This is a genomic window from Nocardia sp. NPDC052001 (assembly GCF_040680615.1).
In the GTDB taxonomy this organism is placed as follows: Bacteria; Actinomycetota; Actinomycetes; order Mycobacteriales; family Mycobacteriaceae; genus Nocardia.
Window position 1 is genome coordinate 886,702 of the sequence record NZ_JBFAXC010000004.1, and the last position, 21,567, is coordinate 908,268.

Consider the following 21,567-nt stretch of genomic DNA (forward strand, 5'->3'; position numbering starts at 1 on the left):
GGACAGTGGTGTGAAACGCCCACGACGCCGGATATGTACCGGCCTGCCCCGACTGCGCGGATCCGTCCGGGTAGGCGTTCGATACGCACGCCGACCGGCCGCACCCCACGGTTCACGACCAATCGGACATTGCGGAGTCGTGCGCCACTTCCGTGATCCGGGACGGCTAACCTACGGTACCGTAGGTTACTCAGGAGGTAACTTCGTGTCCGACACTGTGCAACCATCCGCCCCGGTGGCGGAGGCTTCCGGCGGTAGCGACCGGGAGGCCGGACTGGTGGACAAGACGCTCGACACCGTCCGGGAAGAGCTCGCGCTTATCAAGCCGCGCATGCGGGGGTGGATTCACGCCTGGGCGGTCGGCATTGCCGCCATCGCGGTGATCGTGCTGGTGAGCGTCGCCACGACCGTTTCCGCGACCGCGGTGTGGTCGACGGCCGTCTACGGGCTGACCGTCTGCGGCGTCTTCGGCATCAGCGCCACCTATCACCGGGTGAACTGGCGCACCGCGCGCGCCCGCATGTGGATGAAGCGGGCCGATCACTCGATGATCTTCCTTTTCATCGCGGGCTCGTACACCCCGTTCGCACTGCTCGGGGTGCGCGGCAGGGCCGGAACCATTCTGCTGACCGTCGTCTGGATCGGCGCGCTGGCGGGGGTGGCGCTGAAGATGTTGTGGCCCACCGCTCCCCGCTGGGTCGGGGTGCCGCTGTATCTGCTGCTGGGCTGGGCCATCGTGCCGGTCGCGGGGACGCTCATCTCGAATGTGGGCTGGGCTCCGGTCCTGCTGCTGCTCGCGGGCGGGATCGCGTACAGCGTCGGCGGCATCCTCTACGCCGCGCGCTGGCCGGACCCGTGGCCGGAGGTGTTCGGCCATCACGAGTTCTTCCATGCCGCAACGGTGATCGCCGCGCTCTGCCACTACATCGCGGTCTGGCTGGTGCTGCTTCGCTGAGCGGGACACGAGCGGTTACTCGCGGAGCAATTACTCACAAAGGTGCCATCCAGGGCGAAAGATCTCTAAAGTCCTGAGCAATAGCCGGACGACACCCTAGGCATGCCACCGCGATGACACCCACCCGCACACCCGACACGGCCGTCGCCTCGGCGACGCCTCTGGCGACGTGATCAGCAGGGTCATCCTGTGGGCGCTGCGCGCGCGATGGGGATTGTCGGCCGTGGTCATGGCGTGCAACCTCAGCGGCCTCGCGGTGATCACCATCGAACTCTGGCTCAGCGGCTTCTTCGGCCGGCTCGGCTCGGATTGGCTGAGCACCTTCGTGCAGGTGTCCATCTATCCGACCATCGGCGCGGCCATCGGCATCGTGCTCGCGGTGCGCGACCGGACGCACTATTTCGGCTGGCTGGATCAGCGGCGCGCGCCGACCGAATCCGAGGCGCGGCGGCTGCTGCAACTGCCCATGGGCATTACGGTGCGGGCGCTGGCCATCTGGATTCCGGGCGTGATCATCGCGGCGGCGCTGTTCGCGCACGCCACCGCACCGCGCAATTTCGCGGTCGTGCTGTCCATGTTCACGCTCGGCGCGCTGGAATCGGCGGCCATCACCTATCTGATCGTGGACCGGCTGATCCGCCCAACCATTCCGGTGGTCGCGGAGGTGCTGGACGATACCGCGCACTGGAGTTCCACCGTGCTGATGCGGGTGCTGGTCACCTTCGCGGTGGTGGGCGCGGTGCCGCTGCTCATGATGATCACCGTGCTGGCCGATCCGACGCCGGAGTACACCGACCGCATTCGCACCGCCATATATCTTGCGGTGGTGGGGCTTTCGGCCGGATCGGTGGCGACGGCGGCGCTGTCGCGCGCGGTCGCCACCCCCATGCATACGCTGCGGGACGCCCTGGATCGCATCGCGCGCGGCGAACTCGACGTGCGGGTGCCGATCGGCAGCACCAGCGAGATCGGGCGGCTCGAACATTCGGTGAACGAGCTCGCCGCGAATCTCGCTGAGCGCGAACGCATGTTGACGGTTTTCGGCCGCCACGTCGGCACCGAGGTCGCCGAACGGGCGCTCTCCGGCACCGGCGACACCACCGGCGTCACCGACCTGAACGGCGACACCCGCGTGGTGACAGCGCTTTTCGTCGATGTCACCGGATCCGTGGCCCTGGCAACCGAACTCGCCCCGCACGATTTCGTCACCAAGCTGAACCGGCTGCTGTCCATCGTGGTCGCCGCCACCGAGGAGAACCACGGCCTGGTCAACAAGTTCGAAGGCGATGCGGCCCTGTGCATTTTCGGCGCACCCATCGCCCTGGACGATAACGCCACCCCGGCCCTGCGGGCGGCCCGCCGCATCCGCGATGAGGTCACCGCCGCCGGCGAACTCGATATCGGCATCGGCGTCGCACGCGGCATGGTCTTCGCCGGCGATGTCGGCGCGGACACCCGCCTGGAATTCACCGTGATCGGCGATGCCGTCAACGAGGCGGCCCGCCTCACCACCGAGGCCAAACAAACCCCCCGCCGCATCCTGGCCAGTCAGGCCGTCATCGACGCCGCCGCCGAGTTCGAGCGCAGCAAGTGGGTGCTGCACGACACCCTCCACCTCCGCGGCCGCAAGGAGCCCACTCCAGGGTGGACCGACGTTCCGGTCCGCACGTCAGGCCACCGCAACGGCACCGTCCCGCGGGTCGAGCCGGAGCAGGTCGCACCCCCGGTCGCGACCGCCGACCTGGCAAACGATCACTAGTCATGCACGGCATTCGCGGCATAGTCGGAGCGCTGCGAGAATCTCGAGATAAACACGCCCGGAACTGTAGGTCCGCGCCTGTGGCGGGGCAATGGAATATGAGCGCGCCACACTGCGGGGTGGGGCCGCCGATCACTGCCCACGGGCATCCCGGATGAGCTGACCAGGGTTTCGTACTACTCGGGGACTACGCGGATCGGTACCTGTGGGGGATTCGCGGGCGGGGTGCGCAGGATCACGCTGGGAGCATGACCGAAGTCAGTGCTTCGCATCGCTTCCCCACCGCTCCGGAACCCGTACGTGCCCCGCTGCTCTCGCTGGCCTTCCGGGCCATTGTCATCGCGCTGCTGGCCGGGGTCGGTGAGACGGTGCTGCGCGCGGGCATCGCGCTCGCGGATCCGGATACCACTGCGGGCGGACTGGTCTATGGGCTGCTCATTCGCAGCGCCATCTACCTGGCCGTGCTGACCGCCGCCGTCCGCATGGTCGCCGGAGTCCCCTGGGCGCGAATGGCTCTCATCATCGGACTGGGCACGGTCGGCCTGGCGTCACTGGTCGCCGAACCGATCGGCGCGGTGTTCACCGGACACGTGGCGATCGAGTGGAGCGCCGGAAACATCGCGATCGGGGTGCTCCGCGCCGTGCACATCGTCGCGGTGCTGGTCGCGGTGCCCGCCATGGTGCGCGCGGGTGCACAACTCCGCCGCCACGCGTAATCGCCTGCCGCACAAGCGGTGTGACGGCAGGCGAGGCGCGTCGGATCAGGCCGGGGGTGTGAGTGCGGCGCGCACCTCCGCCACCGTGGTGACCGGGAGATCGCAGACCGAGCCGCGGCAGACGTAGGCGGCGGACAGGTCGTTCACCGGCGGGCGATCGGCGAGCAGCGGTTGTGAATCCTGTTCTCCGGAAATGATGACCGAGCCGCCGGGGGCCGCTACGCGGGCGGCGGTGAGCAGGCAGGCGGCCCAGCCGTCCAGGTCCGCGTCACCCGCCGAGACGGCCACCTGGATGGGACCGCGCAGCGCGGCTTCGACGACCGCGAGCCAATGTCCCGCCGAGCGTGGGGCTTTGGCGAGCAGCACCGCACCGCGCGCCAGGGTCTGGTCGGCGAGCTCGCGGTAGCGGATCGCCTGCTCCGGTGTGCTGAGCGCGGCGGCGGTGAGCAGTGCGTCCGCGAGAACCGAAGTGCCGGAAGGGGTTGCGCCGTCGATCGGATCGCGGGGCCGGGTCACCAGGGTTTCGGCGTCATCGGCGGTGTCGAACCAGCTGCCGGGCGTTTCCGGATCGGCGAAGTGCGTGATGGCCGCATCGAGTACGCGATGCGCCTGTTCCAGCCAATCACCGCTGCTGGTCTGGTGCAGGGTGAGCAATCCCAGTGCGAGCCAGGCGTAATCCTCCAGCACGCCGGGCGCAGCCCCGGCGACACCGCCGAGTGAGGCACGGCAGGGGCGCCCGTCCCGCACGTGTGTATCGAGCAGGAAGCGCGCGCACCGCTCGGCGGCGGCGATCCACACCGGATTCAAGTGTGCCGCACCGGCTTCCGCGAGCGCGGTGATCGCCATGCCGTTCCAGGCGGTGACCACCTTGTCATCGCGTTCGGGTTGCGGGCGGCGGCCGCGGGCATCGCTCAATACGCCCCGAATGCGTTCGAAGCGTTCGTAATCCGAGGCGTCGGGATCGGTGTATCGGGTGAGCACCGAAGTCCCGTGCTCGAACGTTCCCGCCGTGGTGACGCCGAAAAGCTCTGCGACCCAGGCCCCGTCGATCGCGCCGAGCACCCCGTTCAGCTCCGCCGGAGTCCATACATACGTGGCTCCCTCGACCCCGGGCTGCCCTTCCTCCAGATACGTATCCGCGTCCAGCGCCGAAGCGAACCCGCCCTGCTCGGTACCGAGATCCTCCAGCAGGAAGTTCACCGTCTCGCGAGTCACCCTGAGCGCCAAGGGTTCCGACGCGTCCGGCTCCGCCAGCGGATCCCGCCAGGGCGCGTCCTGCCCGTCCTGCGCCCGCCGCGCGAGATGCGAGTAGACCCGCAACAGCTGCGCGTTGTCGTACAGCATCTTCTCGAAATGCGGCACCACCCAGGCCGCGTCCACCGAATACCGCGCGAATCCCCCGCGCAACTGGTCATAGATCCCACCCCGGGCCATGGCCTCGGCGGTGAACGAAACCACCTGCCGCACAGCGTCGTTCCCGGTCCGCTCATAGTCCCGCAGCAGCCCCTCCAACAGCGCCGACGGCGGGAACTTCGGTGCGCCGCCGAACCCCCCGTGCTGGTTATCCACATCCTTCAACACGGCCGTGACCGCGTGATCGAGCAGTTCCGGGCCGATCCGCACCGTGCTGTCCGGCAATCCGGCGGCCTGCTGCCGCAACGCCTCCCCCACCTGCGCCGCCGCCTGATCCACCTCATCCCGGCGATTCACCCAGGTCTCGGTGAGCGCGGTCAGCACCTGCGTGAACGAGGGCATCCCGTGCCGGGGCGTCTTCGGGTAATACGTCCCGCAATAGAACGGCTCCCCCTCGGGCGTCAGGAAGCACGTCATCGGCCACCCGCCCTGCCCGGTCATGGCAACGGTGGCATTCATGTACACCGCGTCCAGATCGGGCCGCTCCTCCCGATCCACCTTGATACACACGAAATTCGCGTTCATCAGCGCCGCGGTCTCCGCGTCCTCGAACGACTCGTGCGCCATGACATGACACCAATGGCAGCTGGCGTACCCGATGGAGAGCAGGATGGGAACATCGCGGGCGGCGGCCTCCGCGAGCGCATCGGCGTCCCATTCGCGCCAGTCCACCGGATTGCCGGCGTGTTGGCGCAGGTAGGGCGAGGTCGCTCCAGCCAATCGATTCACACCCGTCAACCTTCCTCGGTCGAACTCGCAGACAACACGCTCGGTCGATATGAAGCGTAGTGCGCCCGCAGCGGCCGAGACATCGGCTGTGGCCCTCGGAATGAATGGCGTTCGGGTCGTTGGCGTTTCGGCAAAAGGCGGCGGTCGGTTCGTGATCGCGACTACCGTAGGGGGTAGCTGGACGACATGCCTCGGTGATCGAGCTCGGTTGTTGTCACCTACTCCCGCAGGAGTCCCTGTGCAGACGGCGAAGAACGCGCTATTCGGCACGAGCCGACCCCGCCGGAACCTACGACGCGCGGCGGATCTTCGTGACGTCCCGCGCGGACCCGGACGGGTGCCGGTGCTCGGGCACGGTTGGCGACTGTGGCGGGATCCGGTCCAGTTCATGGTGGATCTGGCCGCGACCGGGAAAATCGCGCGGGTCGATATCGGCAGCCGGGTCGTCTATGTCATCACCGATTTCGAACTGCTGCATCGGGTGCTGGTGGAGAACTCCGACGCCTATGAGCGCGGGCTCCTCTTCGAACGCATCCGCCTCATCTTCGAGGAATCGCTGATTGTCGCGGATGGTCAGCAGCACAGGGACCTTCGCCGTCTGGTGCAACCGGCGTTCCATCGACCGGAGCTGGAAGGCCACACGCCGACCGTGCAGCGCAACGCGGACGCACTGGCGAGTTCGTGGCAGCCGGGACAGATCGTCGAAATCCGTTCCGCACTACTGGATTTGGTGATCACCGATCTGCTCGGTTCGATGTTCTCGCATGAACCGGAGCCCGGGGAGCTGCGCTTCATCTCGGGTCTGATCGGGGACATAGGCGCGGGTGCAATCGTGGGCAGTGTGCTGCCGAAGCGACTGGCGAGCATGCCGCTACCGGTGAACCGCAAATTCCTGTCGGCCGGAACACGACTGCGGGACTACTGCCGGGACCTGCTCGTCGCGCGCCGGACCGGCGGTGAGCGCCGCAACGATCTGCTCGACATCCTGCTGTATGCGCCGGATGGCGCACACCGCAGTGACAAGCTCCTGGCTGAGCAGGCCGTGACGGTACTCTTCGGCGGCATCGACGCCTTGACCGCCACGCTGACCTGGTCGCTGTACGAGTTGTCCCGGCGTCCCGAGGTGGCGTCGAGATTGCGGAACGAGATCCTCGACGCGGGCGACCTCGACCCTCGAAAACTCGATCAGCTCGAATACCTGAACCGCTTCCTGAACGAAGTCACCCGAATCCATTCGCCACTGCTGCAGACCAGGCGCAGTGTCACCACGGTCGAGCTCGATGGTTTCGAGTTTCCCGCCGGGACCGATATCGGCTACAGCATCGCCGCGATTCACCGCGATCCGCATATCTTCCCCGACCCGCACACCTTCGATCCGGACCGGTGGTCGCCGTCGAGATCCGGGCCGAAATGCCGGAGCTTCGTTCCGTTCAGCATGGGCAATCAGATGTGTGTCGGCAGAAATTTCGCATGGGTGGTCTTGCAGACGACCCTGCAGAGTCTGCTGTCGCGGTGGGAGTTCGGGCCGGTGGAAACCGGGAAGCTGCCGCGTGCCATGGGGCCGATCCCCGGCATGGGCAGACTTCCGCTCGAGATTCGCTCGGCTACTGCTTGATTCGGGTGACCGTCGTCCTGCGAAGACCGGATACGCGGCGAATCAGGATGGGCAGCACGACCGCCGCGATGAAGAGGGTGACGGCGACCAGGATGAAGTAGAGCAGCGATCCATTGCGTCCGAAGCGGGGCTGGAACGCGACCTGCTGACCGGTCGCGGCGACGGCGTTGAGGAATGGGGCGTAGGCCTGCACGGTGAATCCGTGCGGAAGCAGATTCATCGCGCTCTCGGCCACGTACACCCAGAACAGCAGCACGGCGACGGCCGCGGACGGAGCGCGGATCAGCGACCCCACCGCGATGCCCACCCCGCACGCGGCGAACGCGTAGACCGGGACCGTCCAGAGGAATCGGATACCGGCCGAATCGGTAATGTCAACGGCCCCATAGAGTTCGGGGAACTGATGGGGCAGCGTGACCATCACGACAACGAGTAGCACAAGGGTGGATATCGCCGCGATCGCGCCGTAGTAGATCCACCGGGCCAATGCGACCGTCCAGAGCCGGGGGAACAGGAAGGTGCCGAGATCGCTTGTCCTGCCACGCCTTTGGGTGCCGTGGGCGTAGGCGGCGGTGACCATCATGACCGATACGGAAAAGGTCATCACCCAGTACACGGAGTTGACGGTGGAGACCGGGGCCACGAAACGCTGTCCGGGCAGGGTCGCGAGTCGTTCTGCGACAGCGGCGATGCCGAACGTAACTGCCAGCGGCAGCACGAAGGTCAGCGGGACGGCGACGGTCCACAGGAATCCGCGTCCGGTGGTGCGGGTCCATTCGGCGGCGACGCCGCGGTAGACGAGGGTGGCCGCACCGGGGCCGCTCATGAGGCCGCGCCCGACGCGAGGCGGCCGGGTACCCCGGCGATGCGCACGTAGGCGTCTTCGAGGCCGGTCTCGCCGGGCTCCAGTGTGCTCATGAGGTGGGCGAAAGGCCGGTCGGCCAGCACCCCCCGATTGCCGAGGATGACGATGTGATCGGCATTGCGCTCGACCTCGTCGAGCAGGTGTGAGGCAACCAGGACGCAGGTCCCGGCATCGGCGAGGTCGCGCAGCAGTTCACGAATCCAGCGGATGCCCGCGATGTCGAGGCCGTTCAGTGGTTCGTCGAGCAGCAGGGTCCGAGGCGCACCGAGCAATGCGGCGGCGATGCCGACGCGTTGCAGCATGCCGAGCGAATAGTGCCCGAGCCGGCGGTCGGCGACGCCGACCAGATCGACGATCTCGAGCACCTCGCCGACCCGGCCGACCGGTATGCCGCGGGCACGAGCGATCCAGCGCAGATGCCTGCGCGCGGTATGGCGTGGGTCGAAAGCCCGGTAGTCCAGGTGCATTCCGAGCGTCGCGGGCGTGGTCCGATGGGCTCGGACCACGGTGTCATCGACGCGGATGGTCCCGGCGGCGGGCGCGATGAGGCCGCAGAGGGACCGCAACAGTGTGGTCTTGCCGGTGCCGTTGAGACCGATCAGGTAGGTGATCGCCCCGTCCGCCACGCTCAGTTCGGGGACTTCGAGGACGGTCACGCCCGGATAGCCCAGGGTGAGGTCACGAATATCGATCACGGTGCTCGGAGCCGGTCAGAAATCGCAGGACATCGACAGGCCCACGGCCTTGATGCCCTCGCACACGGAGCTGTTGGAGAGCTTCCACACCCCGTCGATACGCTTCCAGACCACCCGCGCGGTGATATCCGGGCGCCCCACCGACCTGGTGCGCAGCATCGCCGTGTGCACATTGCCGTCATGGGTTTCCGGACCGCTGATCTCATTGGATCCGTACGGAGCCCGGAACATGCCGGTGTTGAAGAGGGCGTCCGCGACCGGGACCGCGCCCATCCCGCCTTCCATATTGGCCGCCTTGGCCTCGTCGGAGACGCCGGGCGTCTCGATCAGGAATACGACCTGATCGTGGAGATCATCAAGGGTGGGAACGTCTTTGGTGAGTAGGAACGCACCGGGTGCGGCGGAGGCGACGGGGGCACTGACAATCGAGGCGCCGGTCGTGACGGCGGCGACCGTCATGATCGACGACACGGCACCGGCGACAACATTCAAGGACTTCATCTCTTCATCCTTTTGATCGGCTTGGCGACTTCCTCAGGGTTTGCGGCCGATGGCGCCGAGTATGACCATCCCCGTCTCCGGCAGGTCGGGGCGGAGCCACTGCTGTACCGGCACCACACCGGGTTCGAACAACTCGAAGCCGGCCAGATACGACTCCGTCTCGGCCGTGGACCGGAAGGCGACCTGGGCCGAGGTGTTGGCGGTGCCGGCGAGCACCTGGAGTATCTCCGGGGACGAATCGCTGGAACCGTGACTGATCGCCAGATAACTACCCGATGCCACCCGATCACGAAAGGCGGCGACGACCTCGGCGGGGCGCTCGTCGTCCATCACGTAATGCAGCACACCGGAGAACAGCAGGGCTACCGGCTCATCGAAGTCGAGCAGATCGCGCTCGGCGATCTCATCGAGAATGTCACCGGGACAACGAATATCGCCGAGCAGCGCGGTGGTTCCGGGAGGTCCGGCGAGCAGTGCGTCGCAGTGGGTGACCACGACGGGGTCGTAGTCGACGTACACCACCTGCGCCGTCGGCTGGATCTCCCGAGCCGCCTCGTGCACGCTGGGCGAGATCGGAATCCCCGAGCCGAGATCGAGGAACTGACGAATGCCCGCCTCGGCGGCCAGCTGGACCGCTTTGATCAGAAAACCTCGGGTGAACAACACCAAAGCCCCGAGTTCGGGCACTTCAGCGAGCATCCGACCGGCCAACTTGCGGTCGGTCTCGTAGTTGTCCTTCCCGCCCAGCAAGTAGTCATACACCCGGGCGGAGCTCAGCTCATTGGGGTCGAGCGAATCCGGTTTCCGCCTGAGCTCCGACGCAGGCCTCTCGGTACCTTCGGCCACAGATGTAACCGTAGCCGACCACCACCCCGGGTGTAGGCCACTCCGGAGATCTGCTGTCGCCGGGATGCGCACCCGAACGAGTCATCGGCGTACCGCGCTCCGGCACAACACGATCCGATCGTCCAACAGGTCGACCGGTACGTACCTCAACCGTCGTCGCGAACCGGGCTCGGATCCGTTTGCGCCAATGCGACCGCATGCGCGACCGCGGACCGCGCCCGGTCGACGGTCGCGTATCGGCCCAGACCGCAAGGGGCCGCGACATCCAACCGGCCGCCGTAGGCCGACTCCGCCGCCGCCAATGCCTGCCGGGCCTGCGCGAGCGGTTGCGCCGCATGCGCGAGTCCGGCGATAACCGTTGTGGTGGAAGGTAATTCGAGGCGCGCCAACGGGGCATAATACCGCGGCCGGACCGGCGCCTGTTTACCGTCGCCGATGGGCAGGTGGACGAAATCGAGATGTCTGCCCGCGGGCCAGTGGCGCGCTATGGCGTTCGCCAGCGTGACGACCGCCGCCGCCGACCTCGGTCGCACGGCCGGTTTGTCATCGAGGCTGCCGTAGCAGAGATGCACTCCGAAATGGGCGTCGTGCGGGGCCCGTGCGACCAGGCGCGCGATCGCGCGACCGGCCGCGGTGGCCAGGCCCTGACGCAGCGGCGCGGGCGTCCCCGCGCACAGCAGTGTCTCGGCCGCCAGCTCGAGCTGGAATACGACATTGCCCCGCATCGCCTCCTGGATGCGGACGATCTCCCTGACCGTGGCGTCGAGAATCGGGCGATAATAGGGAAACCCTTTGCGCAACAGCAGCATTCGCGCCTCAAAGGCGATGAACCCGATGACGAACGGGGTCGGGATGCCCACCTGCAAGCGAAGTCCGGGATCGGTTCGGCGCAGCTCTGCCAGCGCGTCCGCGGCCCGTCCGGCTTCCCGCGCATACCCGAGCGCGGCGTCGATATCGGACTCGGCCATCGATCGGCCCGGGCGCAGCCGGAAGGTGTCGCGGGAGCGTAGCGTCGACCAATCACCGCTGCGCACCGGAGCCAGCGCGGGGATCTCACCGAACCGGTCGATGATGGGCCTGACGTACCACTGGGCGCGATACGGATCAGCTTCACAGCCGGGAACCATGCCGTCGAGAAAATCACCGGCCGTATCGACGGCGAATGCCATCGCCCGCTCCGGACTATCCAACTGTGCGGGCAGGCTGCCCACGAAGTGAACCCGACGCTCGCGCTGCACAGCGCCAGTCTCGCATATCGGCCGTCCCAGAACATGGGTGTCGGCAAAGAAGATTCGAGTCTTCCACCGCCGTCAGCCCAACGTGGATACCCAGCTCAGGCTGGTGTCCGTACGGCCGAGTATGCCGATGACCTGGCCGGCGGGTGGGCCCGATTCCTTGCGCGTCACCACGAAATGCGCGCCGGTGGCCAATTCGGCTGGGGTGCAGACATATTCGGCGGTGACGAGCAGTTCCATGCGTTTGGCCTCGTCGGCGCAGACCCGGGTGCCGCTGCGCGCTCCGGCGAGCACGAGGAAGACGACGTCTCCCCATGCCTCGTGGGGCTTGCGCTCCAGCACGATCGGCCGGGTTCCGGCGACCTTGGTCATCGCGTCCAACGTGGTATCGAGGCCGACCGTGCCGGGGCGGCGATTGGCCAGGGAGTGGGTCAGGCCGCTGACCACGAGCCCGATGACCAGCAGGGCGACACCGGCGTAACGCAATGCGGCCGCGCCGGTGAATTCGAGTTCCGCGATCCGGCGGTTGAGCTCGATCAGCAGTAGCGCGAACATGAAAAGCGGTATGGCGTAGGAGAAGTAGCCGATGTACGGCTCATTGATCTGATCGATGCCGATCATCGCGTATATCGCCATCAGCAGCAGGGCCGCCGCGCAGACCCGGAGACCGCTCCGCAGGAATTCCTCACCGCGAGCGAACTTCGCCACGAGCGCGAAGAGCACGAGCAGGATGACGATGCCGAGGATGCGGTTCGGCCCCCAGAACTGCACCGTGTACCAGGCCGCCGTCCACGGCGCGTGAATTCCGTGCCCGCCGCCGTAGATGGCGTATTTCGCGAGTTCGCCCGGGAAATGCACGATTCCGTCCAGCACGATGGTCGAGGCGAATGCCGCGGCGATTATGCCGAACAACCACCAATCCCTCTTGGCGACCTCGACTTTGCGCCGCCAGATCAGAAAGAGCGCCGCGCCGCCGAGCAACGGCACGAAGAACAGGAACTCCGCGTGCCCGTGAATGAGCAATCCGCCCGCGAGGGCCAGCACCCACAGGTGTTCGGTGCGCCCGGCCACCACCGAGGTGACCGCCACCAGCAACAGCAGGAACGGCGCGAAATACACGTACGGCATCCAGAGTCCGCTGAGCAGATCGCGGTACACCGTGACGAACAGCAGACTGGCACCGCCGATCCCGGCGATGAGCGGCCAGGACGGATACCAGCTGTGGATGACGCTCAATGCCAGCGCCACCAGTGCGGCATTGAGCAGCAGAATGGCGATCGCCTGCCCATTCCAGGGTGTCGGCACCCAATGCAGCAGATCGTGGAAAAGCCATTCGCCGAAGGCTTGTACGTATACGAATGAGGGACCGGGATGATGAAAACCGACCCTGGAGTAGTTGCCCACCAGCAGATCGAAATGTTTTGCCGAGAGCACCAGGATGGAGACGGTCCCCGCGTCCCCCTCCTCGTGCACGGACTGGGTAAAAAGGTCACGACTGCTGGTCAGCAGTGCCGTGGCATATGCGATCCAAGCCACGAAGAAAACTCTCACGGGCCCGGAGCCTATCGGCTGAAACGTTGGTCGTCCTAACGCCCGCCGAGGTCAGCGGCCGACTACCGATAGCGCGGGTTGGTGTTATGCCATTCGAACGAGCCGCCCATCCAGTTGCGGACGCCGTGCAGGAAGCTCTGCAGCTCGGGTGACGGGATCGATTGCAGGGCACGGTGTCCGGCCTCGAAATCGCGGACCATGGTGTTGTGCAGGTCCACAACCGTTTCGGTGGCGGCGGCGATCGAGCAGCCGCGGTCGGCGGCGATCTGCAGCACCATATTCGAGACGGGGTTCTCGTCGGCGGCGTCCTTCTTCACCGAGAAGAGGTCGTTCACCAGAACGCAGGCCGTGCCCGCCTGGAAGGCGGCGCGGCGGACCCGATCGTCGTAGAACAGGTTGGACGGGACCTCGTAGCCGACCACCGGATCGATCAGGGTCATGGAGGTGTAGAAGGTGTCGTGCTGGCGGGCGGCGAGGTACTCCCAGGCGGCGGGCGGCTCACCGGTGTGCCGCCAAGCGGCGTACGCGGTCCACGACACGAACATGGAAAACGTTGCGTAGCAGGCGCGTTGCACCTGATCGGGGGTGGCGTGCCGGCGCAGGTGCGCGATTGCCGAACGGAAGGCGCGCAACACCCGGTCGGTATGCAGCTCCTCGTTCAGCGGTTCGCTGAACTCACCCGCGTCGGGCAGCGGGTCGAGGGCGGCCATGGCGAGGGTGAGGCGCTGGGGCAGGCGGACCGGATCCGCGCCGAGGGCCGAATCGTCGGCGTAGTAGTCGTCGGCCATCCACCAGGCGGTGTTCATCTGCGCGGCAACCAGCAGCCGGTCGGGATCGTCGGAATCGCTGTGCGCCAGCATGACCAGGCGGCCGTAGCCGGTCTTGCGGAGTTTCCCGATCTCCTCGGGGGTGAAGCCGATCGATTCCGCCCAGTGAGCCAGCCGATCGTCCACCTCGTCGGCGAGGCGATCGTCGATGCGGGCGGCGGGCGGGCAGTACAGCGGCGGCGCGGACCCGTCACCCCAGTCCAGCAGCTGATAGGGCTCGATATCGGCGGTCAACCGCCGCAACGGAATCCGGAACGCGCTCTCGCCGAGGCGGGGTACGCCGGGTACACAGTGGTCCGCCGTATCGAGCTCGGGGACAACGGGTTTCGACTCCGGAATCGAGGCGGATTCCGATACCGCCGCGAAACGCTTGGCGAGCTGGGTGCCGAGCCCGCTCGGACCGCTGTCGAGACTTGTCATCATGCTCTCCTGCCACGCGGAATCATCAGGTCCAGGCAACGCACAGAGTGACCGCATCGACTATCGGACCTGAGCACCCGCCCGCGCAGCCGTTCGACCGATTCCGGTCCTGGCGACACGCCGGGATCAGTACTCGTTCTTGATGACGAAGTAGGAGCCGCGGATGGTGCCCGCCAGCTTGGACTTCTGGCGCGCGAACTTGAACGCGTCGAGTTCGGCGGGGATCTCCATACCGTCCGAGAGCTTGAATCCGACCGCGCGTTTTCCGGCGTCGGCGAGGGTGTACATGACGTTGATCGACAGGCCGTCCTGGTAGAACACGTACGCCATGCGAATGCCCTCGACCTCGAACTCCGTCGCCTCCAGCGGGCGCGCGGCGATGACGATCCCGCGTTCCTGCTCGAGGATCCCGCTCACCCAGTCGACGGTCGGGCGCGCCTCGTCCGCGGGTTCCACGGTGAAGACGTGGTTGTACTTGTTCTTGAAGTACCGGGCCTCGTTCGCGCGCAGACCGGCGAGTGCGTCCGCGACCGGTGAGGACTCCAGGCCGACGGTCGACACGGAGTCGAAATTCACGACATACGACATGAAGAACTCCTCAGCGTGTGTATATCCGTGCATATCCGGAACCGTCAGCATAGGAGAGATATGAGCTGGAACGAGGTACCCGAGGTCAGTGATCGGCAGATCCTTGCCGCGCTGCGCCCGCTGTACGAGCCCACCCGGGAACGCGCCCGGCTGGCGGAGGTGGTGGAACGGCTGCGCGAGGCCACCGATGCGGAGGAGATCGCCGAGCGCGATCGCTGCGGAAACCGCATGGCCGAATTGGATCGGGATATCTGCGTGCGATCGGTCGAGGCGCTGGATCGGATCGGGCTCTGGCATGCGGCCGGAATGATCGAGGCGGCGCTCAGCCTGCCGCCGGAGGTGTTGGAACAGTACGGTTCCGCGAGCTGAGGCGGGGGCGTCCCGCTCAGCGCTCCTCGCGTTCCCCCGCATGGGAAGGGTGTGCGAGCATTTCGCCATGGCTGGTGGAACACATTTATGGCCGGTCGTCGATCTGACCGATCTGCTCGACGTACTCGATCTCGGCGATATCGGCCCCGGGCGATTCCGGGCCCGGAATGTGAGTTCCACCCTGCCGACCACGCTCGGCAGTCAGACGCTGGCCCAGGCCGTGATCGCCGCCGAGCGCACGGTGCCGCATATGGCGGTGCAATCACTGCACGGGGTTTTCCCGCGCGGCGGGTTCGCCGATCGGGATGTCGAGGTGGACGTCGAGATCGTGCAATCGGGACGGGCGCTCGCGACCGTGCAGGTGACCTTCCGGCAGCAGGAGCGCGAGCATGCGCGAGTGCTGGCCATGCTGAGCGTCGACGAACCCGACTTCCTTTCGCACGGTGCGGAATTGCCCGCCGGACTGCCCGGACCCGAGGACTGCGATGAGCTGCCGTGCGCGCTGCTGCCGTGGGAGGTCCGCACGGTCGGCGGGGCCGAGGCGGTGGCGCTCGACCTCGCGGGACCGCCGTCGCTGGATGTGTGGATGCGCTGCGAGAAGGCCCCCGACCTGCCCGGCGTGAACCGGGCGCTGCTGGCGCACGGCAGTGAGGGTTTCCTCGGACCGGTCGCCATGCGCCCGTACCCGCAGGCCGAGATCGCCAGGCGCGGTGGACGTTCGGCCGCGGCCATGCTCGCGCAGACCATTACCTTCCACCGCCCGTTCACGCTGCACGATTGGCTGCTGCTGCGCTGCGAGAGCCCGTTCGCGGGGGCCGGGCGCATGTTCACCCGGATCCAGATATTCACGCGCGCGGGCGAATTGGTGGCGTCGGTGGACGCGCACGGCCTGATGCGCGGCGGCGAACGGCCGTAATCCCTCCGCGCGCCGATTACGGCCCGTGCTGGACGATTGACCAGTATGGTCTTGGGCACCAGCGCGGCCATGTCGGGGACGCGCTGGGTCGCGCTGGAGGATGTACTGGAATGAGACGATCTCGACTGGTCCGGGCCGTATTGGCGGCCGTGGCGATCACATTGGCGGCATCCGGCGCGGCTGGAGCCGCGCCCACCGGGAGCGGGGGGTCCGGATCCGGAAGCGGGTCGGGGTCGGGGAGTTCCAGCGGATCCGGGACGGGTAGTTCCGGAGCGCCGACCACCGTGCCCGCCCTCGGGTCCGGGTTCATGTGGGGTGTGTCCATGGCGGGTTTCCAATCCGAAGGTCATGCGCCCGATAGCAATTGGAGCCGATACGCGAAGTCCGGCAAGGCCCGGGACACGTACGGGGATTCGGTGGACTTCTTCGACCGGTATGCCGAGGACATCGATCTGGCGGCCGGGCTGGGGGTGAAGGTCTATCGGCTCAGCATCGAATGGGCGCGGGTGCAGCCGCGCCCGGATGTGTGGGACGAGAACGACTTCCGGTTCTACGACGAGGTGCTGGCCAAGATTCGGGCCGCCGGTATGCGGCCCATGCTGACCCTCGATCACTGGGTGATTCCCGGATGGGAAGCCGATCGGGGCGGCTGGAAGAGCAAGAACATGGTGTCGGACTGGCTGGCCAATATGCGGCGGGTGGTGGACCGCTACGCGGGGTACAACCCGCTGTGGGTGACCATCAATGAGCCGATGGGCTATGTGGCGCAATCGATCAAGATCGGCGATATCGGCGTGCTGGACGCGCTGCCGATGTTCGATCGGCTGGTCCAGGCGCACAGCACGATCTACGACTACATCCACCAGCGCCAGCCGGGCGCACAGGTGACCAGCAATATCGCGCAGTACCCGATCGTGCAGAACCTGACCGATCTGCTGTTCGCCGATCGCGTGCACGGCAAACTCGATTACGTCGGCATCGACTTCTATTACGGTGCGTCCCTGTCGAATCCGCCCGGCACCGCCCTGCTCGGCGACGAACTGTGGAAGAACGCCATCGAACCCGAGGGCATCTACTACGACCTGCGCACCTACGCCGAGAAATTCCCCGGACTCCCCCTCTACGTGGTGGAGAACGGTATGCCCACCGACAGCGGCCTCCCCCGCTGGGACGGCTACGACCGCGCGGACCACCTGCGCGACACCGTCTACTGGATCCAGCGCGCCAAAGCCGACGGCATCAACGTGATCGGCTACAACTACTGGAGCATCACCGACAACTACGAATGGGGCAGCTACGCACCACGTTTCGGCCTCTACACCGTCGACGTCAAATCCGACCCCGCCCTCACCCGCCGCCCCACCACCGCCGTCGCCGCCTACCGCGACATCACCACCCACACCGGCGTCCCCGCCGACTACCGCCCCACCCGCACCCCAGCCCTCTGCTCGATCGTCACCCCACTGGAAAGCTGCCTACGCCCGGTCTCGGTCCCGTAGCCGACCACGGCAACGCGGTCGGGCGGATCCCCCGAACCGGTTTGCGGAACGGTCGCCACGACATTCGACACAGAATCGTCTGAGGCAATCTCACCGTCAACTCACCGATGCCACCATCCCGGGCATTTCCCGAAATTTCCCGCGAGCCTCCTCAGCTCCAGATCTCCAATATCGGCACTACCAGCGAATACGATGGTCCGAAGGGTTGCCGCTCCGACTGTCGATCTCAGACGGACGCGGGCGGTCGGTGCTGTGCATAACATTTCCGGGTGCAGTTTGTGCCACACTGGCAACCGGAAAGGCGAGCCGAACCACCAACCCTCTGGGACGGTGGCCGGTCCGAGGAGTCGATGAGGACTACAGCACCATGTTCGATTGGGATCTCTTGCGCAATACCTCCAGCGTCCACGTGATGACACGGCTCGCGGAGGAACGAGGAATGCGGGCGACCGCCTGCCTGACGGGTACCGGGCTACCGACTGAGACGGTGAACCATCCGAATGCCCAGGTCACCGCCCGGCAGGAGCTCACCCTGATCCGGAATGTGCTCGCTCACTTCGGCGATGAACCCGGACTGGGGGTGGACGCGGGCAGCCGGTATCGCATATCTCGCCACGGACCACTCGGTTTGGCACTGCTCAGCAGCCGGACCCTGCGCGATGCCATCGGAATCGCGCTGCGCTCGGTCGAACTGGCTTTCATGTTCGGACAGTTGACCTTCGAGGAATCCGACGATGAGGCACGACTGGTCTACGACGACCGCGAGGTGCCCGAGGACGTGCGGGATTTCGTCACGGACCGGGTGCTGACCGGTATCCAGATGATCGGCACCGAACTCTTCTCGGCCGGAATCCCGCTGCACCGCATCGGCTTCCGGCACCAGCGGCCCGCCGACACCGCCCGCTATCGCCGGGTGTTCGACCTGGAGCCGACCTTCGGTGCCGCCCGCAATGAGATCGCTTTCCAGGCCGCTTTCCTGGATCTGCCACTGCCGCGGGCGAACGAATCGGCCCGCAGCACCTGCGAGCAGATGTGCCGTGACCTGCTGACCCGGCGGCACGCCCGGACCGGCGTCGCGGGCGAGGTGCGCGGTCTGCTGGTACGCACCCCCGGCGAGATCCCGGATCAGGTGTCGGTGGCCGCCGAACTCTTCGTCAGCCCGCGCACACTGTCCCGACGGCTCGCCGAGGAGGGCACTTCCTTCCGCATACTGCTCGACGAGGTGCGCCAGGCACTGTCCGAGGAACTGCTCGAACACACCGAGATGACCACCGAACAAGTCTCGGCGCGACTCGGGTACGCGGAGGCGGCTTCGTTCATTCGGGCCTTCCGGCGTTGGAAGGGTTGTCCGCCACAGGAATACCGCGCGCGGCGGGGACGCGCGGGCACGCGACTGCCGGAGCCGGAGCTCGTCTAGCCTCCGGCTCCACACCCGCCCGGCGACGCGCCGTCGTATGACACCGCACCGACCGCATGCCGATTCGGATCCGGCTAGCGGTTCGGCGCGGCGATGCCGCAGGCCTCGAAGGCCGCCTTGGCCTTGGCGATCTGATCGTCGCTGGCCTTCGGCGATATCTATCTCGGAATCCGAAGCGCCGACGGCACTCTCACCACCGTGCAGGGACCGAGCAATGATCCCGACCTCATCCCCGATCTGAAAGGCGTCGGCGATCTCCCGAAACCCACGGGCAGGCCGACGATCTCCGGAAACGCCTCGGAGGTGCGCGTGGTGACCGTCCGCAACGGTCCCGTCGACGTCGTCATCGCCATATCCGCGCAGAGCGCGCACGATGCCACCGAGCGCCTGATCATCACCCTGATCATCGCGGGCCTCGCGCTCACCGTGGTGGTGGGCTCGGTGGTCGGCTGGGTGCATCGCCTCGGACTCGTGCCCATCGCGCGCATGACCGAGGCCGCCGACGCCATCACCGCGGGGGCCACCAAACGCCGCATCGACGCGGGTCCGCCCGGCACCGAGGCCGACCGGCTCGCCAAGGCCCTCAATACGATGATCGACACCACCCGGGCGACCGAGGATCGCATGCGCCGCTTCGTCGCCGACGCCTCACACGAATTGCGCACCCCGCTCACGACCTTGCGCGGGTACTCCGCCCTGCACTCATCGGGGGCAGATGAGGTGCACGATGCCATGCGGCGCATCAATGACGAGGCGCAGCGCATGAGCCGCATCGTCGAAGCCCTGCTCGATCTCAATAATCTCGACAATCTCGATGAACACGGCCTCACCGATCGCGGACCCGTCGACGTCGTGCCGCTCATCACCGCCATCGTCGACGATCTGCATGTCATCGCACCCGGCCGCAGCATCGAAATAGAGTCCCCCACTTCGGCTTTCGCCGACGCGGTACCGGACCGGGTGACCCAGGCCGTACTGTCCCTGGCGACGAATGCCTTACGCCACACCCCGCACGACGCCCCGATCACCATTCGCGTCACCGCCGCGAACGCCGTGCGCATCGCGGTCATCGACCACGGCCCCGGCATCCCGCCCGAACATCTCCCGCACCTGTTCGACCGCTTCTACCGGGTGGATACCGGCCGGGCGCGCAGCGCGGGCGGCAACGGCCTGGGCCTGGCCATCGTCGCCGCGATCATGCACGCGCACAACGGCACTCACGGGGTCGACGCCCAACCGGACGTCGGCAGCACCTTCTGGATCGAATTCCGCACCGCCGCAACCGGATAGCCGACTCACTTGGCCGGAGCATCGCAGACCGGCGGTGCGCTGCGCTCCAATTGCAGCAGGCTGCAAAAGGTTTGGGCGCTGACCTTCCAGGAACCGTCGATGCGGATCGCCTCACCGTGCCGGTTGGGCAGCAGCGGGAAGCCGTGCTTCTTGATGGTGAAGGTCACCGCGGCGCGATCCGGCCCGGTGCTGTCGACCTGGGCGACCGAGGCCGACGCACCCCCGGCTATCGACGAATTCGCCTGGGATTTCAGGGTTTCCTCGAACGCCTGACCGTTCTCGACCAGCGCCATCTTCTGATCGACGGGCAGCGAACTGTCGAAGAAGTGCTCGAAGGTCGTGGTCACCGCGTCCACCTCGGAGGCGGGGGCCGAGGATTCGGAGTGGCCGCCGCACGCTCCGGCGAGGAGCATCGGGGCGGCGCAGAGCGCGAGCACCCGCGCGGCGGCGTCGATTCGTCCCGCCGAACTCCACATCGATGCCCTCCAGCTGCTCGTCGGTCAACTGTTTTCCCAGGTCAGGCTATCCGCCGAGGGATGATTCAGTGGGATCGACGCGCGCGGCGGCACCGGTGCGGCCGATCACGCGGCGCTGTGGTGAACGATGATGTTGCCGTACGAGTTTCGGGCGTGCACCTGCACGGTGCCGGCATCGGCGGCGACCGGGGCCAGCTGGTTGCGGACCGAACCGTGCTGGGTATTGGTCTCCAGCTGTACCGCGCTGCCGGGGTGCACGCCCACCTCCAGCTCACCCATGGAGGTCTCCAGCCGCAGCACCCCGTTCGAGGCGTCGCCGACCCGGATATCACCCTTCGCGGTGCGCGCGGTCACCGCACCGCGCGGGCTGTCCACGATGATGTCGCCGCAGGAGACCTCCAGATCGGAGCCGTCGAACGCACCGCTGGCCACTAATTTGCCCATCGCCAGCGTGGCCGCGAGCTGCGAACCGGTGGGCGCCTCGATGATCACCTCGATCGCGGCATTGCCGCCGAACGGGCTGTAGGTGCGCCAGCTCTTCGGCGTCTTCACGGTCAAGCGGCCCGCGCTGAAATCGACCTTGATCTGCTTGGCGGCGCGCACATCATCCTTATCGGACGGGTTGGCCGGGCGGACCTGAACCACGGTGTCGGACCGATCCGAGGCGATGATATGCACGCTGCCCGAGGGCACGTCGACGGTGAGGGCGATGGGGGCGGGGGTCTGGAAGGTGGTCATGGCGGTACTCCTGTTCGAGCGGGTGTGCCGCCTCGATCGAGTGCGACGAGAACTACGATCGCCGGGCGTCCTGACACCGCCCGGTCACCGCGCTGACACCACCGCCACCGCCGAAATCACCGTGTCAGGAGCGTGACAGCCGGGTGT

Annotated in this window: 20 protein-coding genes; 9 read left to right on the top strand and 11 right to left on the bottom strand. The window is 66.8% G+C overall.

The window, feature by feature from the left end:
- Nucleotides 1–274: 274 nt before the first annotated feature.
- From AB0L82_RS24175 to AB0L82_RS24185, 3 genes are all read left to right on the top strand, one after another.
- Nucleotides 275–955, top strand: coding sequence for a hemolysin III family protein (locus AB0L82_RS24175; RefSeq protein ID WP_364640527.1), 681 nt, complete (start codon nucleotides 275–277; stop codon nucleotides 953–955).
- A gap of 169 nt (nucleotides 956–1,124) precedes the next feature.
- Nucleotides 1,125–2,714, top strand: coding sequence for an adenylate/guanylate cyclase domain-containing protein (locus AB0L82_RS24180; RefSeq protein ID WP_364640252.1), 1,590 nt, complete (start codon nucleotides 1,125–1,127; stop codon nucleotides 2,712–2,714).
- A 248-nt stretch (nucleotides 2,715–2,962) separates the two neighbouring features.
- Nucleotides 2,963–3,430 carry a hypothetical protein gene (locus AB0L82_RS24185; protein WP_364640255.1) on the top strand — a complete coding sequence of 156 codons (468 nt, stop codon included), beginning with the start codon at nucleotides 2,963–2,965 and terminating at the stop codon, nucleotides 3,428–3,430.
- 45 nt (nucleotides 3,431–3,475) lie between these two features.
- Here AB0L82_RS24185 and AB0L82_RS24190 read toward each other — a convergent pair whose 3' ends face one another.
- A complete protein-coding gene (locus AB0L82_RS24190; RefSeq protein WP_364640258.1) occupies nucleotides 3,476–5,572 on the bottom strand; it encodes a thioredoxin domain-containing protein in 2,097 nt (698 codons plus the stop codon).
- 238 nt (nucleotides 5,573–5,810) lie between these two features.
- On the opposite strand from AB0L82_RS24190, the gene AB0L82_RS24195 reads away from it, so the two are divergent.
- A complete protein-coding gene (locus tag AB0L82_RS24195; protein WP_364640261.1) occupies nucleotides 5,811–7,187 on the top strand; it encodes a cytochrome P450 in 1,377 nt (458 codons plus the stop codon).
- Here the strand turns inward: AB0L82_RS24195 and AB0L82_RS24200 are convergent.
- From AB0L82_RS24200 to AB0L82_RS24235, 8 genes are all read right to left on the bottom strand, one after another.
- A complete protein-coding gene (locus AB0L82_RS24200) occupies nucleotides 7,177–8,013 on the bottom strand; it encodes an ABC transporter permease (protein WP_364640264.1) in 837 nt (278 codons plus the stop codon). The genes AB0L82_RS24195 and AB0L82_RS24200 overlap by 11 nt on opposite strands.
- Nucleotides 8,010–8,747: an ATP-binding cassette domain-containing protein gene (locus tag AB0L82_RS24205; RefSeq protein ID WP_364640267.1), complete on the bottom strand. Its 738-nt coding sequence runs from the start codon at nucleotides 8,745–8,747 to the stop codon at nucleotides 8,010–8,012. The genes AB0L82_RS24200 and AB0L82_RS24205 overlap by 4 nt, the downstream gene beginning before the upstream one ends.
- A gap of 15 nt (nucleotides 8,748–8,762) precedes the next feature.
- Nucleotides 8,763–9,248 carry a hypothetical protein gene (locus AB0L82_RS24210; RefSeq protein WP_364640271.1) on the bottom strand — a complete coding sequence of 162 codons (486 nt, stop codon included), beginning with the start codon at nucleotides 9,246–9,248 and terminating at the stop codon, nucleotides 8,763–8,765.
- A gap of 33 nt (nucleotides 9,249–9,281) precedes the next feature.
- Entirely contained in the window at nucleotides 9,282–10,094 is an 813-nt protein-coding gene (locus AB0L82_RS24215) for an SAM-dependent methyltransferase (RefSeq protein ID WP_364640274.1), read from the bottom strand.
- A gap of 146 nt (nucleotides 10,095–10,240) precedes the next feature.
- Nucleotides 10,241–11,332, bottom strand: a complete 1,092-nt coding sequence (locus tag AB0L82_RS24220) for a hypothetical protein (RefSeq protein WP_364640277.1) — start codon at nucleotides 11,330–11,332, stop codon at nucleotides 10,241–10,243.
- A 72-nt stretch (nucleotides 11,333–11,404) separates the two neighbouring features.
- On the bottom strand, nucleotides 11,405–12,865 hold the full coding sequence (locus AB0L82_RS24225) for a hypothetical protein (RefSeq protein ID WP_364640280.1): 1,461 nt from the start codon (nucleotides 12,863–12,865) through the stop codon (nucleotides 11,405–11,407).
- A 77-nt stretch (nucleotides 12,866–12,942) separates the two neighbouring features.
- Complete coding sequence (locus AB0L82_RS24230) at nucleotides 12,943–14,127, bottom strand: family 2 encapsulin nanocompartment cargo protein terpene cyclase (protein ID WP_364640283.1); 1,185 nt, start codon at nucleotides 14,125–14,127, stop codon at nucleotides 12,943–12,945.
- Between the two features lie 126 nt (nucleotides 14,128–14,253).
- Nucleotides 14,254–14,715 (bottom strand): phage tail protein, encoded by a 462-nt coding sequence (locus tag AB0L82_RS24235; RefSeq protein ID WP_364640286.1) that lies wholly within the window; start codon nucleotides 14,713–14,715, stop codon nucleotides 14,254–14,256.
- Between the two features lie 60 nt (nucleotides 14,716–14,775).
- Here AB0L82_RS24235 and AB0L82_RS24240 point away from each other — a divergent pair, with 60 nt between their 5' ends.
- The 5 genes from AB0L82_RS24240 (at nucleotide 14,776) to AB0L82_RS24260 (ending at nucleotide 20,206) form a co-directional block, all read left to right on the top strand.
- A complete protein-coding gene (locus AB0L82_RS24240) occupies nucleotides 14,776–15,084 on the top strand; it encodes a hypothetical protein (protein WP_364640289.1) in 309 nt (102 codons plus the stop codon).
- Between the two features lie 67 nt (nucleotides 15,085–15,151).
- A complete protein-coding gene (locus AB0L82_RS24245; RefSeq protein ID WP_364640292.1) occupies nucleotides 15,152–16,000 on the top strand; it encodes an acyl-CoA thioesterase domain-containing protein in 849 nt (282 codons plus the stop codon).
- 308 nt (nucleotides 16,001–16,308) lie between these two features.
- Nucleotides 16,309–17,499: a family 1 glycosylhydrolase gene (locus AB0L82_RS24250; protein WP_364640530.1), complete on the top strand. Its 1,191-nt coding sequence runs from the start codon at nucleotides 16,309–16,311 to the stop codon at nucleotides 17,497–17,499.
- Between the two features lie 412 nt (nucleotides 17,500–17,911).
- Nucleotides 17,912–18,916, top strand: coding sequence for an AraC family transcriptional regulator (locus AB0L82_RS24255; protein ID WP_364640295.1), 1,005 nt, complete (start codon nucleotides 17,912–17,914; stop codon nucleotides 18,914–18,916).
- A 198-nt stretch (nucleotides 18,917–19,114) separates the two neighbouring features.
- The gene (locus tag AB0L82_RS24260; RefSeq protein ID WP_364640298.1) at nucleotides 19,115–20,206 is read left to right on the top strand and encodes an ATP-binding protein; all 1,092 of its coding nucleotides are present in this window, start codon (nucleotides 19,115–19,117) and stop codon (nucleotides 20,204–20,206) included.
- Nucleotides 20,207–20,211: 5 nt separating this feature from the next.
- On the opposite strand, the gene AB0L82_RS24265 is transcribed toward AB0L82_RS24260, so the two are convergent.
- Together AB0L82_RS24265 and AB0L82_RS24270 are read right to left on the bottom strand one after the other, a co-directional pair.
- A complete protein-coding gene (locus AB0L82_RS24265; protein ID WP_364640302.1) occupies nucleotides 20,212–20,682 on the bottom strand; it encodes a hypothetical protein in 471 nt (156 codons plus the stop codon).
- A gap of 105 nt (nucleotides 20,683–20,787) precedes the next feature.
- Complete coding sequence (locus tag AB0L82_RS24270; RefSeq protein WP_364640305.1) at nucleotides 20,788–21,420, bottom strand: DUF4097 family beta strand repeat-containing protein; 633 nt, start codon at nucleotides 21,418–21,420, stop codon at nucleotides 20,788–20,790.
- Nucleotides 21,421–21,567 lie beyond the last annotated feature (147 nt).

Coding starts and splice junctions, on each gene's coding strand:
- AB0L82_RS24185 (WP_364640255.1), top strand. CDS start 2,963: ATGACCGAAGTCAGTGCTTCGCATCGCTTCCCCACCGCTCCGGAACCC.
- AB0L82_RS24200 (WP_364640264.1), bottom strand. CDS start 8,013: ATGAGCGGCCCCGGTGCGGCCACCCTCGTCTACCGCGGCGTCGCCGCC.
- AB0L82_RS24210 (WP_364640271.1), bottom strand. CDS start 9,248: ATGAAGTCCTTGAATGTTGTCGCCGGTGCCGTGTCGTCGATCATGACG.
- AB0L82_RS24230 (WP_364640283.1), bottom strand. CDS start 14,127: ATGACAAGTCTCGACAGCGGTCCGAGCGGGCTCGGCACCCAGCTCGCC.
- AB0L82_RS24235 (WP_364640286.1), bottom strand. CDS start 14,715: ATGTCGTATGTCGTGAATTTCGACTCCGTGTCGACCGTCGGCCTGGAG.
- AB0L82_RS24240 (WP_364640289.1), top strand. CDS start 14,776: ATGAGCTGGAACGAGGTACCCGAGGTCAGTGATCGGCAGATCCTTGCC.
- AB0L82_RS24245 (WP_364640292.1), top strand. CDS start 15,152: ATGGCTGGTGGAACACATTTATGGCCGGTCGTCGATCTGACCGATCTG.
- AB0L82_RS24250 (WP_364640530.1), top strand. CDS start 16,309: ATGTGGGGTGTGTCCATGGCGGGTTTCCAATCCGAAGGTCATGCGCCC.
- AB0L82_RS24255 (WP_364640295.1), top strand. CDS start 17,912: ATGACACGGCTCGCGGAGGAACGAGGAATGCGGGCGACCGCCTGCCTG.
- AB0L82_RS24265 (WP_364640302.1), bottom strand. CDS start 20,682: ATGTGGAGTTCGGCGGGACGAATCGACGCCGCCGCGCGGGTGCTCGCG.
- AB0L82_RS24270 (WP_364640305.1), bottom strand. CDS start 21,420: ATGACCACCTTCCAGACCCCCGCCCCCATCGCCCTCACCGTCGACGTG.